Annotated in this window: 12 protein-coding genes; 2 read left to right on the forward strand and 10 right to left on the reverse strand. The window is 68.2% G+C overall.

Annotation, left to right across the window (positions count from 1 at the left end; translation table 11 throughout):
• Nucleotides 1-96 precede the first annotated feature (96 nt).
• From WKW79_RS26245 to WKW79_RS26285, 9 genes are all read right to left on the reverse strand, one after another.
• Nucleotides 97-1,002, reverse strand: a complete 906-nt coding sequence (locus tag WKW79_RS26245) for a malonate decarboxylase subunit epsilon (protein ID WP_340338160.1) — start codon at nt 1,000-1,002, stop codon at nt 97-99.
• Nucleotides 1,003-1,084: 82 nt separating this feature from the next.
• Nucleotides 1,085-1,948: a triphosphoribosyl-dephospho-CoA synthase gene (locus tag WKW79_RS26250; RefSeq protein ID WP_340338161.1), complete on the reverse strand. Its 864-nt coding sequence runs from the start codon at nt 1,946-1,948 to the stop codon at nt 1,085-1,087.
• Entirely contained in the window at nt 1,945-2,625 is a 681-nt protein-coding gene (gene mdcG, locus WKW79_RS26255; RefSeq protein WP_340338162.1) for a malonate decarboxylase holo-[acyl-carrier-protein] synthase, read from the reverse strand. The genes WKW79_RS26250 and mdcG overlap by 4 nt, the downstream gene beginning before the upstream one ends.
• Nucleotides 2,626-2,645: 20 nt before the next feature.
• Nucleotides 2,646-3,347, reverse strand: coding sequence for a biotin-independent malonate decarboxylase subunit gamma (gene mdcE, locus WKW79_RS26260; protein WP_340338163.1), 702 nt, complete (start codon nt 3,345-3,347; stop codon nt 2,646-2,648).
• A gap of 15 nt (nt 3,348-3,362) precedes the next feature.
• A complete protein-coding gene (locus tag WKW79_RS26265; RefSeq protein ID WP_340338164.1) occupies nt 3,363-4,241 on the reverse strand; it encodes a biotin-independent malonate decarboxylase subunit beta in 879 nt (292 codons plus the stop codon).
• A complete protein-coding gene (mdcC, locus tag WKW79_RS26270; protein ID WP_340338165.1) occupies nt 4,238-4,573 on the reverse strand; it encodes a malonate decarboxylase acyl carrier protein in 336 nt (111 codons plus the stop codon). Before mdcC ends, WKW79_RS26265 begins: the two co-directional genes overlap by 4 nt.
• 11 nt (nt 4,574-4,584) lie before the next feature.
• Nucleotides 4,585-6,267: a malonate decarboxylase subunit alpha gene (mdcA, locus tag WKW79_RS26275; protein WP_340338166.1), complete on the reverse strand. Its 1,683-nt coding sequence runs from the start codon at nt 6,265-6,267 to the stop codon at nt 4,585-4,587.
• A 38-nt stretch (nt 6,268-6,305) separates the two neighbouring features.
• Nucleotides 6,306-7,682 carry an SLC13 family permease gene (locus WKW79_RS26280; protein WP_340338167.1) on the reverse strand — a complete coding sequence of 459 codons (1,377 nt, stop codon included), beginning with the start codon at nt 7,680-7,682 and terminating at the stop codon, nt 6,306-6,308.
• Nucleotides 7,683-7,825: 143 nt separating this feature from the next.
• Complete coding sequence (locus tag WKW79_RS26285; RefSeq protein WP_340338168.1) at nt 7,826-8,740, reverse strand: LysR family transcriptional regulator; 915 nt, start codon at nt 8,738-8,740, stop codon at nt 7,826-7,828.
• A gap of 36 nt (nt 8,741-8,776) precedes the next feature.
• Here WKW79_RS26285 and WKW79_RS26290 point away from each other — a divergent pair, with 36 nt between their 5' ends.
• Both WKW79_RS26290 and WKW79_RS26295 read left to right on the forward strand, forming a co-directional pair.
• On the forward strand, nt 8,777-10,012 hold the full coding sequence (locus tag WKW79_RS26290) for an NAD(P)/FAD-dependent oxidoreductase (RefSeq protein ID WP_340338169.1): 1,236 nt from the start codon (nt 8,777-8,779) through the stop codon (nt 10,010-10,012).
• Between the two features lie 80 nt (nt 10,013-10,092).
• On the forward strand, nt 10,093-11,190 hold the full coding sequence (locus WKW79_RS26295; RefSeq protein ID WP_340338233.1) for a Zn-dependent alcohol dehydrogenase: 1,098 nt from the start codon (nt 10,093-10,095) through the stop codon (nt 11,188-11,190).
• A gap of 145 nt (nt 11,191-11,335) precedes the next feature.
• On the opposite strand, the gene ydiK is transcribed toward WKW79_RS26295, so the two are convergent.
• The gene (gene ydiK, locus WKW79_RS26300; protein WP_340338170.1) at nt 11,336-12,472 is read right to left on the reverse strand and encodes an AI-2E family transporter YdiK; all 1,137 of its coding nucleotides are present in this window, start codon (nt 12,470-12,472) and stop codon (nt 11,336-11,338) included.
• Between the last annotated feature and the right edge of the window lie 135 nt (nt 12,473-12,607).

The raw sequence follows: 12,607 nt of genomic DNA on the forward strand, positions 1-12,607 counted from the left end.
GCAAATCGGCACGTTTCCCAATGAAGAAGCACGTATCAGGGATGCCTTGCCGAGCGAGTCGGCCATGCAACCTATGACGTTCGGCCAATGGTGTTTTCAGTCGTCGTTCGCCTGTAGCCAGCTTGCAATGGCAGCGGCACTGCGGAAGTCGTCGCAGGCGCGCGCGGGGATCTCCGGATAGCGTTGATTCCACATGCGCGTGAGCGCCTGGCCCGGGCCGACCTCCAGCACGCAGCGCACCTGGCGCTCGGCGATGTTCTGCATGCACTCGTCCCAGCGAACGGTCTGCGCGATCTGCGCGGCGAGCGCCGACCTTGCCGTGCCGGCATCGCGGATGCGATCAACGGCGTTGCCCAGCAGCACGGCGCGTGGCGAACGGAATGGCACATCGGCCAACGCCTGCGAGAAGCGCTCCGCGGCGTCCTGCATCCACGGCGTGTGAGAGGCGACGTTGATGCGCAGGCGCGTGCACTGCGCGCCCTGCCCCGTGGCGATCTCCTGCGCCTGCGCCAGGGCTGCATCGGGGCCGCCGAGCACGACGCTCTCGATGCCGTTGCGGATGGCCAGCGCCAGGCCGGTCTGCGCGCACAGTTGCGCCAGCGCGGCCTCCGGCAGGCCCGTGACTGCAAGCAGGCCTCCGGGATTGCGAGCGGCGCTGCTGTCCATGGCGGCGGCGCGCAAGGGTGCCAGCGACACCGCGACATCGCTGTCGATCACGCCCGCCGCGCTGAAGGCCGCAAGTTCGCCGACGCTGTAGCCAGCGACGACCGAGGGCGCCGGGACCAGCCGCGCCAACTGGCCCCATGCGGCGAGCGCGAGGCTGGTCAGCAAGGTCTGTGCGTTGGCATTGTTTGCCGCCCAATCCGGCTCCGCCAAGGCGGCGCGCCAATCGTCCACGCCGAGACGGGCGCGCATCCGCCGGACGGGCTCATCGTCGGCGAGCCAGGGCAGCATCGCGGGATGCTGGTTGCCCTGGCCGGAGAAAACCAGCGCGAAGCTCACCGCCAACCCCACCTTCCGCGGGGCGTGTCATCCCTGCCCGGCAGCAGGGCGCCGGCATGGCTGGGGCGGTGCAGACCCATGCTCATGGAGCGCCACAGACGCGCATCACCCAGCACGCCGCGGCCAGCGTGTCGGCCGCGCCGCCGGGTGACAGGCGGCGTGCAACGAAGTCACGCGCAATGGCCTCGGCCTCCGCGAGTCCGCCGGGCCTCGCGCTGCCACCGCGGTCGATGAAGCCTTGCGCCGCTGCCTGTGCATGGCGCAGGCCGGCAAGGCCGCCGCGATGCGCGAGGTTGCTGTCATCCAGCACGGCCATCACATGGAACAGGGTGTCGAGCCGTGCCAGGCGCGGCGGCAGGCCGCTCGCGAGGCCGCGCGCCAGCGCGGGCACTGCCGTCTCGAACAGCACGGGGAAGCCCATCGCAGCCTCTTGCGATGCACCGCGCAGGCCGAGTCTTCGGGTAGCGATGCCGCCGGGCAGCGTCGACGTGCGCAGGCTGCGGGCCGAGAGCGCGTCGCCCCAGCGTCGTTGCAGTGCTTCGCGCAATGCTGCCGGCGTCATCACCGCGGCACCCTCACGCGCAAGGGCGCCGGCCGCGGCGGACAGCAGGCCTAGCATGAAGACCGCGCCGCGGTGCGTGTTGATGCCGCGAGTCGCGGCCAGCATGCGGGCTTCGGCTTCCATGCCGCGGCGCTCGAGTTCGGGGAAGTCGGCGCCTGCATGGCCCGCCTCCGCGATCTGGACGAAGTACCGACGCAGCGCGAACAGGCTGCGCATGAAGGTGTGCGCGTCCATGTCGTCGTGGCTGCCGTTGTCGACCAGCGTGACCAGGCCCGGCTTGGGCGCGAGCGCGAGTTCATCGTGCAGCGCCAGTGTGGCGGCACGGCCGATGGCCGCCGGGGTGAGCGGCGCCTCACGGCGCAATGGCAGCGTTGCGCGCTTCATGTCGCCAGCGCCGCTTGGCGGTCGCCCTCGCACCAGTCGGCGTCGTAGCGCAGCGCGGCACCGTTGAGTCGCTTGACCATCACGGCGCGCGTGCGGCCTGCGCGCCAGTCGGACCATTCGCGCCAGGCGACGGCCGTGCCGTCGGCGAACATCAGTTCGCCATCGAGACGCAGGCGCGACGATGCGAAGCGCTCCAGGCAATGGCCCACGGCGTCGGCATGGGCCGCGTTGCGCACCGCCGCCCACAGGTCGAGATCGGAGCCCGGCCGGACGTGGTCGAGGCCACTGAGCGCCTGCCAGCCATAGCTGCCATAGACGCGCGCCGTGGCATCGCATGATGCGAGCCCCGCCTGCAGGTCGCCGGCCACGCGCTCGGAAAGCGGCAGCAAGTCCACCACTTCGGCCAGCGTTGCAAATTCCTCGAATCGCGACACGACAGACAGCGGAACGTGCAAGGCCAGTCGACGCCGCGCCCAGCGGCCCGGCGCGGGCAAACCCAGCGCGACGAGGTGGCAATCGCCGATGTCCGCCGTCTGTCGCGTCACGACCAGCGGCAGTTCATGCATTGCCCAATGCGCCAGGCATTCGCGTGCCTGCGCATCCCACGGTCGGGCCAGCAATGCGTCCCAGCCTGTGCTGGAGAGCCGGGCCAGTCGATGCCTGCGAAGCGATGCCATCGCCGCTGCCTCCGGCCGCTTCAGGCCGCGGCCAGCACGCGTTGCACGACGGATGCGGAGAGCTTGCGCCCGCCGCGCGCGGCGCCGTCCTGCGCACGCGTGTCCTCGACGGGCGTGTTCGTCAAGGCGTCGCGCAATGCGGCCTGCAAGTCGCCTTGCCACAGTGCCCGGACGCCACCCATCGCCACGTAGTTGCCCACGCCTGGCGCGAACACCGGGTTCGACTCCGACAAGGCGGTGAGCGTCTCCTCCGACAGCTTGGTGACGCGCGCCATCGCCGGGATGCGCATCACGCGGATCTCGGCCTCAGGCAACGCGTAGCAGCCGTCGGCGATCAGGCCGGAGGTGATGAAGCCGCCCGACAGCGCCTGGTCGTACACGAGGCCGATCACCGGGTGACCGCGCCGCCGCGCCAGGTCGATGCACATGCCCAGGTGCGCCATGGCGCGGTTGATGCCCAGGGTCTCATCGCGACGGCGCAACTGTTGCCCCTGCGTGTCGATGAACAGCAGGATCGGACGCTTGGGATGCCGCGCGATGGTGTCGAGGATCACGCGGGCCTGCGCCAGCGCGAGCGCGACGCCGATGGGCGCATGGTTCGTGGTGCCGACGACGGTGATCGGCTGGCCCTCGAAGGCGACGTCGCCGTGCAGGAAGTCATCCTCCGCGCGGATGCCGTGGGTGGGCCCGAAGAGTTGGGTTGCGAGTGGGTTCCATTGCATGTTCGTTCTCCCTGTTCACGCCGCCCGCAAGGCACGCACGTCATCCACATCCAGGTCGGGTACGCGCTCGGCCTTGTCGACGCCGAGTTGATGCCACAGCAGCGTGGCCTGGTCTTGACCATCGGTATCCAGTGGCAGCAGTTCAAGGCGTGCAGCGAGCAATGCATGCTCGGCCTCCAATGCTTCGAGCGTCACCGGCCGTGATACCTTCATCGCCGCGATAGCCGCGGCGCGAAACGCTGCCACATCGTCCTCGACAAGCGCATCGCAATCACCGATCAGCCAGCGATGCTTGCCGCCGCTGGTGCGCCATACCAGCGCCCGGTCCCGCGAGTCGTACTCTTCCACGCCATGCGAGGCTTCGATGACCTCTGGCCCCGACATGGCCAGCCGCCCGACATCGCTCATCACGATGAAGTCCGCACAGCGCGCGACGATGCCCATGCCGCCAAAGCATCCGTTGGCCCCGCCGATGAGGAACACCACGGGGATGCCGGCCGCGCGCACGTCGAGCACGGCCCGCATCACCTCCGACACGGCGATCAAACCGGCATTGGCCTCGTGCAGCCGCACGCCGCCCGACTCGGCCAGCACCACCACCGCCGCGGGTGTGTCGCGCAAGGCGCGCTGCAGGAGGCCAACCAGCTTGGCGCCATGCACCTCGCCGACGCCGCCTCCCATGAACTCGCCCTCCTGCGCGGCGACGAACACAGTCTGCCCGTCGAGCGTCGCACGCCCGATGGCCACGCCGTCATCGAAGGCCGAGGGCACGCCCAGCTGCGCCAGGTGCGGACTCGTCAATCGTTCGACCGGCGGAATCCATTCGTGGAAGCTGCCCGCATCGAAGAACAGGGCAATGCGCTCACGCGCAGGGCATTCGGCAAAGCTGATCATGCGCGGCCTCCTTGGGGCAGTTCGGCCACGGCCTGGTCCAGGCGCAGGCTCACGACCGCAGGCGTCGCGCCCATGTCGTTGATGGAAACGCGCACGCCGCCGATCGGATGGCGTGCGAAGAAGTCATCGGCGACGGCCTGCCAGATCGGACCGAAACCGCGCGCCGAAGTCTCGACGCGCACCGAGCAACTGTTGCCAGCCGCCGCTTCGAGCATCACTTCGAGATTGCCCGAGCCGACCACGCCGACCAGCACCGGCGCAAAGGTGCCGACGGGCCGGCCGCCGGAGAAAGAAAAGTCCAGGGTCTCAAGCCCCACGGGGATGTCGCTCATGTCGTTGCTCCTTACCAATTGCGGAAGCGCTTGGGCGGCTCGTACAGCCCACCGGATGCGCGCACCAGGTCGCGCATGCTGCGCGCGGCGAGCAGGTTGCGCGTGGCCTCGCGCGGGTCGATGCCGAGGTCCTGCGGCCGCTTGATCACGCCGCGGTCGCGCAGGTTCTCGACTGCGCGCTTGTCGCGGCCCAGTCCCACCGCGGTGTAGCCGGCGACGCCGCGGATCGCCTGCTCGCGCTCCTCGTCGCTGCGGCACATCAGCAGGTTGGCGATGCCTTCCTCGGTCAGCACGTGCGTCACGTCGTCGCCGTAGATCATGATCGGCGGCAGTTCCATGCCGGCCTGCTCCTGCAAGGTCCAGGCGTCGAGCCGGTCGACGAAGGCCGGCTGCATGTGCTCGCGGAAGGTCTCGACCATCTGCACGACCAGCTTTTGCCCGCGTGGCGTGCCCGCGGCGCCCGTGCGCCCGGCACGCGCCTCGCGTCCGGCCTTGAGCCAGGCCGGGCTGGTGTGGCGCCGGCCGCGCGCATCGGCGCCCATGTTCGGCGCGCCGCCGAAGCCCGAGATGCGGCCCAGCGTCGCCGTTGAACTGTTGCCATCCAGGTCCATCTGCAAGGTCGAGCCGATGAACAGGTCGCAGGCGTAATGCCCGGCGGCTTGGCAGAACGCGCGGTTGCTGCGCAGGCTGCCGTCGGGGCCGGTGAAGAACACGTCGGAACGCGCGCGGATGTAGTCCTCCATGCCCAACTCGGACCCGAAGGAATGGATCGACTCGACCCAGCCCGCCTCGATCGCCGGGATCAGCGCCGGATGCGGGTTCAACGCCCAGTGCTTCGCGATCTTGCCCTTGAGCCCCAGCGACTCGGCGTAGGTCGGCAGCAGCAGCTCGATCGCCGCCGTGTCGAAGCCGATGCCGTGGTTCAGCCGCTGCACGCCGTACTCGGCATAGATGCCCTTGATCGCCATCATCGCCATCAGCACCTGGATCTCGCTGATCTGCGCCGGGTCGCGGGTGAAAAGCGGCTCGATGAAGTTCGGCCTGGGCGCCTTCACCACGAAGCTGACCCAGTCGGCCGGGATGTCGATGCGCGGCAAGGTCGTCGTCTTGCCGTCCACCATTTCATTGACCTGCGCGATGACGATGCCGCCCGAGAAGGCCGTGGCCTCGACGATGGCCGGCGTGTCTTCCGTGTTGGGGCCGGTGTAGAGGTTGCCCTCCGCATCGGCCGCCTGCGCCGCGACCAGTGCGATCTTGGGCGTGAGGTCGACGAAGTAGCGCGAGAACAGTTCGAGATACGTGTGGATCGCCCCGATCTCGATGCGCCCCGCCGACACCAGCTTGGCCAGCCGCGCGCCCTGCGGCCCCGAGAAGCTGAAGTCCAGCCGCGAGGCCACGCCGTTCTCGAAGATGTCCAGGTGCTCCGGCAGCGCCAGCACCGACTGCACCATGTGCAGGTGATGCACGCGCTGCGGATCGACCTGCACCAGCGCCTTGGCCAGGAAGTCGGCCTGCTTCTGGTTGTTGCCTTCGAGGCAGACGCGGTCGCCGGGGGCGATCACCGCTTCGAGCAGGTCGCCGATGCCATCGGTGTCGACGCGCTTGCCGGCGAGCCGGGGGCCAAGTGCCTCGGCCGCCCGCGCAAGCCGCGCGGCCCGGTCGTCGGCCTTGGTGTTCCAGAGTCTTGCGTTCATGCTTTTCCTGTCGTTCGAATTCGGATCCGGCCGGCGCATCACAGCACCACGAAGAGCAGCCACACCACCACGGGGGCCACCACGGTCACGATGGCGCCGTACACCATCAGCTTGCGGAAGAACACGTCGCGGTCCACGCCCTTGGCATTGGCCAGCACCAGCGCGCCGTTGGTCGAGAAGGGGCTGACGTCGACGATGGTCGAGGACACCGCCATCGCCGCGATGAAGCCGATGGCACTGACCGCATGATCGCCTTGCAGGAAGGGCACCGCCAGCGGAATCAGCGAGCCCAGCACGGCCGTCGAGGAAGCGAAGGCCGACACCACGGCGCCGACGAAGCACAGCAGCAGCGCCGCCATCAGCGGCGAGGTCAGCCCCGCCACGCTGTGACCCACGAAGTCGATGGTGCCCATCTTCTCCATCACGCCGACATAGGTGCTGACGCCCACGATGAGCATGATCTCCGGCCAGGACACCTGCCCCAGCGCACGCTTCTGCAGGTTGGGCGCCATCAGCGTCAGCAGCAGGCCGATGGTGATGGAGACGAAGCCGATGTCCTGCTTGAAGAACAGCGTGAGCACGGCCAGCGCGATCAAACCGAGGACGGTGGCGACCTGGTAGCCACGCGAGCCTTGCTCGACGGGCGCCGCCTTGGCCGGGTCCATCAGCGAGTCCTCGCCCGAGCTGGCGGTGAGCTTCTCTTCCGAGAAGGATTCGCCTTCGGCATCGCCGTACACCTGCGCGCCGGACTGCCCCTTGGTCACGCGACGCACCGGTGCGGCCATCTCCCCGCTGGCATCGGCCCGCTGGCGGATCAGCTTCATGCCGCCGAACATGAAGAACAGCAGCAGCGACACCGCCAGGTTCACGCCCAGGCTGGCGAACATGGTCGCCATCTCGCTGAGCGGCAGGCCGGCCTTGGCCACGATCTTGTTGGTGATGCCGCCGTAGATGCTGATCGGCGAGAAGCCGCCGCCCTGCGCGCCATGCACCACCATCAAGCCCATCATCAGCGGGTTGATGCCGTACTTGGCCGCAAAGCCCAGTGCGATCGGCGCGATGATCGCCACCGCCGCCGGGCTGACCGCGCCCACGGCTGTGAGCAACGCCGCGATGAAGAACATGATCCATGGGATGGCGGCAATGCGCCCGCGCACGGCCCGCACCGCCAGCTTCACGAGCCAGTCGATGGTCCCGTTGTTCTGCGCCAGCGCAAAGAGGTAGGTGATGCCGACCAGCGTGAGGAACAGGTCGGCCGGGAAGCCGCCCATGATCGCCTTGGCATTCATGCCGGCCACCAGCGTGCCGATCAGGAAGGCGCCCACGAAGGCGATGACGCCCATGTTGATGGGCAGCAGTGTGGCCAGCACGAACATTCCGGCCAGCGTGCAGATTGAAATCCAGTGGGCACTCATCGATTCGTCTCCGGCAGGTTTTATGGACACGGTGCAACGGACCGTGCACCTGGGTACGTAAGGTACGCACCCCCTCCCGGACGATCAATGAAGCAGTGCCTTCAACCTTTACGCTGCGTGAAACGATCGCGGGTTAACCCGCATCAACCCAATTCCGCCTTGGCCGTGCGGCAGACCGTCAGCAATGCCAGCAGATTGGGGTCGCGCTCGCGCGTGCGCAGGAAGTTGAGCGCGATGGTCTGGCGCATCAGGTACCGGGGCTGCAACGGGATGAACTGCACTTTGTCCGGCATCACCGTGCGCACCCGGCCCGGCAGCAGCGTACAGCCGACACCGCCGCTCACGAGGTTCATGAGCGAGAAGATGTCACCGGTCTTCATGACGACGTTGGGCGTGAAGCCCGCCACGCGAAACGAATCGACGAAGCCGCTGTAGGTCACGAAACCCTCGCTCAGGGTGACGAAGCGCTCGTCGGCGCAACTGGCCAGGTCGACCTGCGCCATCGCGGCGTAGCGCGAGCCCACCGGTGCGGCGAAGTAGATGTCGTCCTGGAACAGAGCCTCCGACTCGACGTCCACCGCCCCCTCCGGCACGCCCATCAGCGCGGCATCGATGGCGCCATCGCGCAGCTTGGTCAGCAGGTCCGCATTGGAGCCGAGGATGAGTTCGGTCTGGATGTCGGGCTTGCGCAGCTTCATGCCCATGACCAGCGCGGGCACGGTCCGATTGGTCAGCGAATAGAGCGAGCCGATGCGGACACGGTCGGCCGAATAGCCGGCCACCTCGCGCGTCGTGCGGATGCCCTCGGACATCGTGCGCAGCACCGATCGCGCCACCTCCGCCAGCGCATGCGCCGCTTCGGTCGGATGCAGGTTGCGGCCCTCATGGCGAAACAGCGCGCAACGCACGCCCGCCTCCAGCGAATGGAGCGCCCGGTGCACGCTCACCGCACTGACGTCGAGTTGCGCAGCGGCCCGCGACAGGTTGCCGGTCTCCATGAAAGCCAGCAGGATCTCCAGCTTGCGGAAGGTGATCTCCTCGTCGATACGGATGTGCATGGCAGGCATTATTCCCGCCACCCATAATCGACCGCCATGCCTACCGACGTATTGGTCCTTGGCGCCGGCATGGTCGGCACCTGCACCGCCCTGCAACTCGCCCGCCGCGGCCATTCGGTCGCGCTGGTGGACCGGCAGGCGCCGGGCCGCGAGACCTCCTATGGCAATGCCGGCATCATCCAGCGCGAGGCGGTCGAGCCCTATGCCTTCCCGCGCGAGTGGTCGGCCTTCTTCAATGCGGCCTTCAAGCGCGGCCCGGACGTCAACTACCACCTCGACGCCCTGCCCGCGGTCGTGCCGCGGCTGTACCGCTACTGGCATGAATCCGCGCCGGGCCGCTACGCCGCAATCGCCCTTGACTACAGCCGGCTGATCGAGCACTGCCTCACCGAGCACGATGCGCTCATCTTTGAATCGGGCGCGGGGGACCTGGTGCGCAAGGAAGGCTTTCGGGTCGGCTTTCGCACCGAGGCTGCGATGGACGCCGCCGTGGAGAGCGCCACCGACTTGCAGCGGCGCTACGGCCTGGGCCTCGCACTGCTCGATGGCGATGCGATGGCGGATGCCGAGCCCGGCTTGCATGCGCGCCTGGCCGGTGCCCTGCATTGGCTGGACCCGTGGTCCGTCAGCGATCCGGGTGCGCTGGTCGACCGCTACGCGCAACGCTTCATCGACCTGGGCGGCCAGGTGGCTCAAGGCGATGCCGCCAGCTTGCGTCCCGAAGCAGGCGGATGGCAAGTCCAGACCGCGGACGGCCCGCTGCAGGCACGCCACGCGGTGATCGCACTGGGCCCGTGGGCCGCCGAGCTGACATCCACGCTGGGGTACCGCCTGCCGCTGTTCGTCAAGCGCGGCTATCACCGCCACTACCGCGGCGGCCCCGGCCTGAACCTGCCCCTGCTGGATGCCGAGCGCGCCCTGGTGATCGCGCCGATGGCGGCCGGCATGCGCATCACGACCGGCGCCGAGTTCGCTCGCGTCGGTGCGCCCGCGACGCCGGTGCAACTCGGCAAGGCCGAGACGGCGGCACGCGAACTGATCGAGCTGCCGGAGCCCGTGGAGGCCGTGCCCTGGCTCGGCAATCGCCCCTGCACGGTCGACATGAAGCCGGTCATGGGCCCTGCGCCGAAGCATGCGGGGCTGTGGTTCAACTTCGGCCATTCGCACCAGGGCTTCACGCTGGGGCCAGTGAGCGGACGGCTGCTGGCCGAGATGATCGAGGGCTCGCGACCGCTGGTCGATCCTGCGCCTTTCGCGCCGGCGCGGTTCTGAAATTCACCGGGCACAATGGGCCGCCGGCACGCATCGACTCCGGCATACAACAACACAGATGGAGAGAGACACCCGTGCAAATGAAATCCAAGGCCGTGGTCTTCCGCGGTGAGAACCTGACCGTCCACGTCGAGGACATCCTGGTCGACCCGCCGGGCCCCGGCGAAGTGATGATCAAGATGGCGGCCTGCGGCGTCTGCCACAGCGACCTCTCGGTCACCAACGGCACCCTGCCCCTGCCGCCACCCATCGTCCTCGGGCATGAAGGCGCGGGCGTGATCGCGCAGGTCGGCGCGGGCGTGACCGACTTCAAGGTGGGCGACCACGTCATCAGCAGCTTCGTCAACACCTGCGGCAAGTGCCGGTTCTGCGTGACCGGCCGCCCCAACCTGTGCGGCGCCACTCCTCCGATGGTCCTGTTCGGCGGTCATCTGCGCACCAGCGACGCGGCCGGCAGGCCGCTCAACGTCATGGCCAGCTGCGGCGTCATGGCCGAATACGCCACGCTGCACGAGAACAGCGTGGTGAAGATCTCGCAGGACGCGCCGCTGGACCGCTGCGCCCTGATCGGCTGCGGCGTCATGACCGGCTGGGGCGCGGTCTGCAACACGGCCGCGGTAGAGCCCGGGTCGACCTGCGTGGTGTTCGGCGTCGGCGGTGTTGGGCTCAGCGCGATCTCGGGCTGCGTCGCGGCCGGTGCGTCGATGATCATCGCGGTCGACATGCTGGCCAACAAGCTGGAGATGGCGAAGACCTTTGGCGCCACGCACGTCATCGACGCGTCGAAGTCGTCCAACGCCGTGAAGGAGATCCGCAACCTCACCAACGGCGGCGCCGACTACGCCTTCGAATGCGTGGGCCACGGCGACATCGTGGCGCAGGCCTACGGCAGCGTGTGCAAGGGCGGCACCGCCGTCGTGGTGGGCGTGGCCCGGCCGGACAACATCACCACCATCAAGACCGCCACCCTCGCCTTCGAGGAAAAGACGCTGAAGGGCAGCTACTACGGCTCGACCCGGCCGCGCTATGACTTCCCGCGCCTGGTGGGTCTCTACCAGGCCGGCAAGCTCAAGCTCGACGAGCTGATCACGAAGCGCTACAGCATCGACCAGGCGCCGCAGGCCTTCGATGACCTGGCGCAGGGGCGTAACGCTCGGGGCGTGATCGTGTTTGATTGAAGAAGGGGCGAATCTTTCTACGGCGGCCACCGATCTCGGGCCTGCGGTACTCACCGCACGAGAGTGCGGTTCCGTTCCTCAACCCGACCTCGGCGCCCTCGCTACGAAATCTTCATCCCTTCTTACCGCCGTTTGATGCACTTCATCAAGCCGGAGGGCGCGTCGCTTCTACTGGTGCGACCGGCACCACGATCGGCGCCGTCGCCGGCACCGCCACCACCGGCATGCCATCCACATCCTTGTCTTCCAGCCACGCATCAATCAGCGTGTAGGCCACCGCCAGGATCACCGGCCCGACGAAGATGCCGACCAAGCCGAAGCCCAGCAGGCCGCCGATCACGCCGGCGAAGATCAGCAGCAGGGGCAGGTCGGCGCCGCGCTTGATGAGCATGGGCCGGATGAAGTTGTCCATGGTGCCGACGACCAGCGTCCAGACGGCCAGGAAGATGCCCCAGCCGGTGGAGCCGTTCCAGAACATCCAGATGGTCGCCGGGGCCAGCACCAGCGTCGGGCCGACTTGCACGATGCACAGCATGAACATCACGGCGGTCAGCAGGCTGGCGAAGGGAATGCCCGCGATCGCCAGGCCGATGCCGCCAATCACCGCCTGTACGATGGCCGTGACGCCGACACCCATGGCCACGCCGCGGATGGCCTTGCCGGCCAGGACGATGGCGTCTTCCCCGCGCACCCCGCCGAGCCGGCGCCCGAAGCGCCGCATCCAGTTGGCGGCTTCCTCGCCCCCCGCATACATCACGCCGGCGATGGCCACTGTCAGCACGAACTGCACCGACAGCGCCCCCACCACACCCAGTTGGGACACCAGCCAGCTCGTCACCTGCCGGGCATAGGGCGTGACCTTGGCCTCGACGCCGGAGACGCCGGAGGCCACCAATTCGTTCCAGGCTGTCGCGAGCTTCGGACCGACGAAGGGCAGTTGCGCGACCCAGTCGGGCAGCAACAGCGGCCCCTCGCGCGTCAGTTCCTTGACCCAGGCAATCACGTCATCGGCATTGGCGGCGATGGTCGTGATCGCCATCGTCAGAGGCAGCACGAACAGCAGCAGCAGGATTAGCACCATGACCAGCACCGCCGGGCCGCGCCGATTCCACAGCCGCGCCTCGAACCACAGCAATGCGGGCCAGGTCGCCACCACCAGCATGGCAGCCCAGATCGTCGCGCCCAGGAAGGGCCGCAGGATCCACAGTGACGAAAGAATGAGCAGGACGATCGTCAGGACGCCAAACGTGAGCTTGGCCAGGTCGACACGGGGCTCTTGCATGATGCGCACCTCCTGTTGCAGCAATGCCCGGAGTGTGCGCGACGCGGCGCCAGGAGGTGTCGTGTCGGTGCCACAAGTGGGGGAAATGCAAGAAGTCATTTCCCCCGGGGCGGCCAACAGCTGGCGGCCAGTTCA

Origin of the sequence: Variovorax robiniae (genome assembly GCF_037889955.1) — a bacterium.
In the GTDB taxonomy this organism is placed as follows: Bacteria; Pseudomonadota; Gammaproteobacteria; order Burkholderiales; family Burkholderiaceae_C; genus Variovorax; species Variovorax robiniae.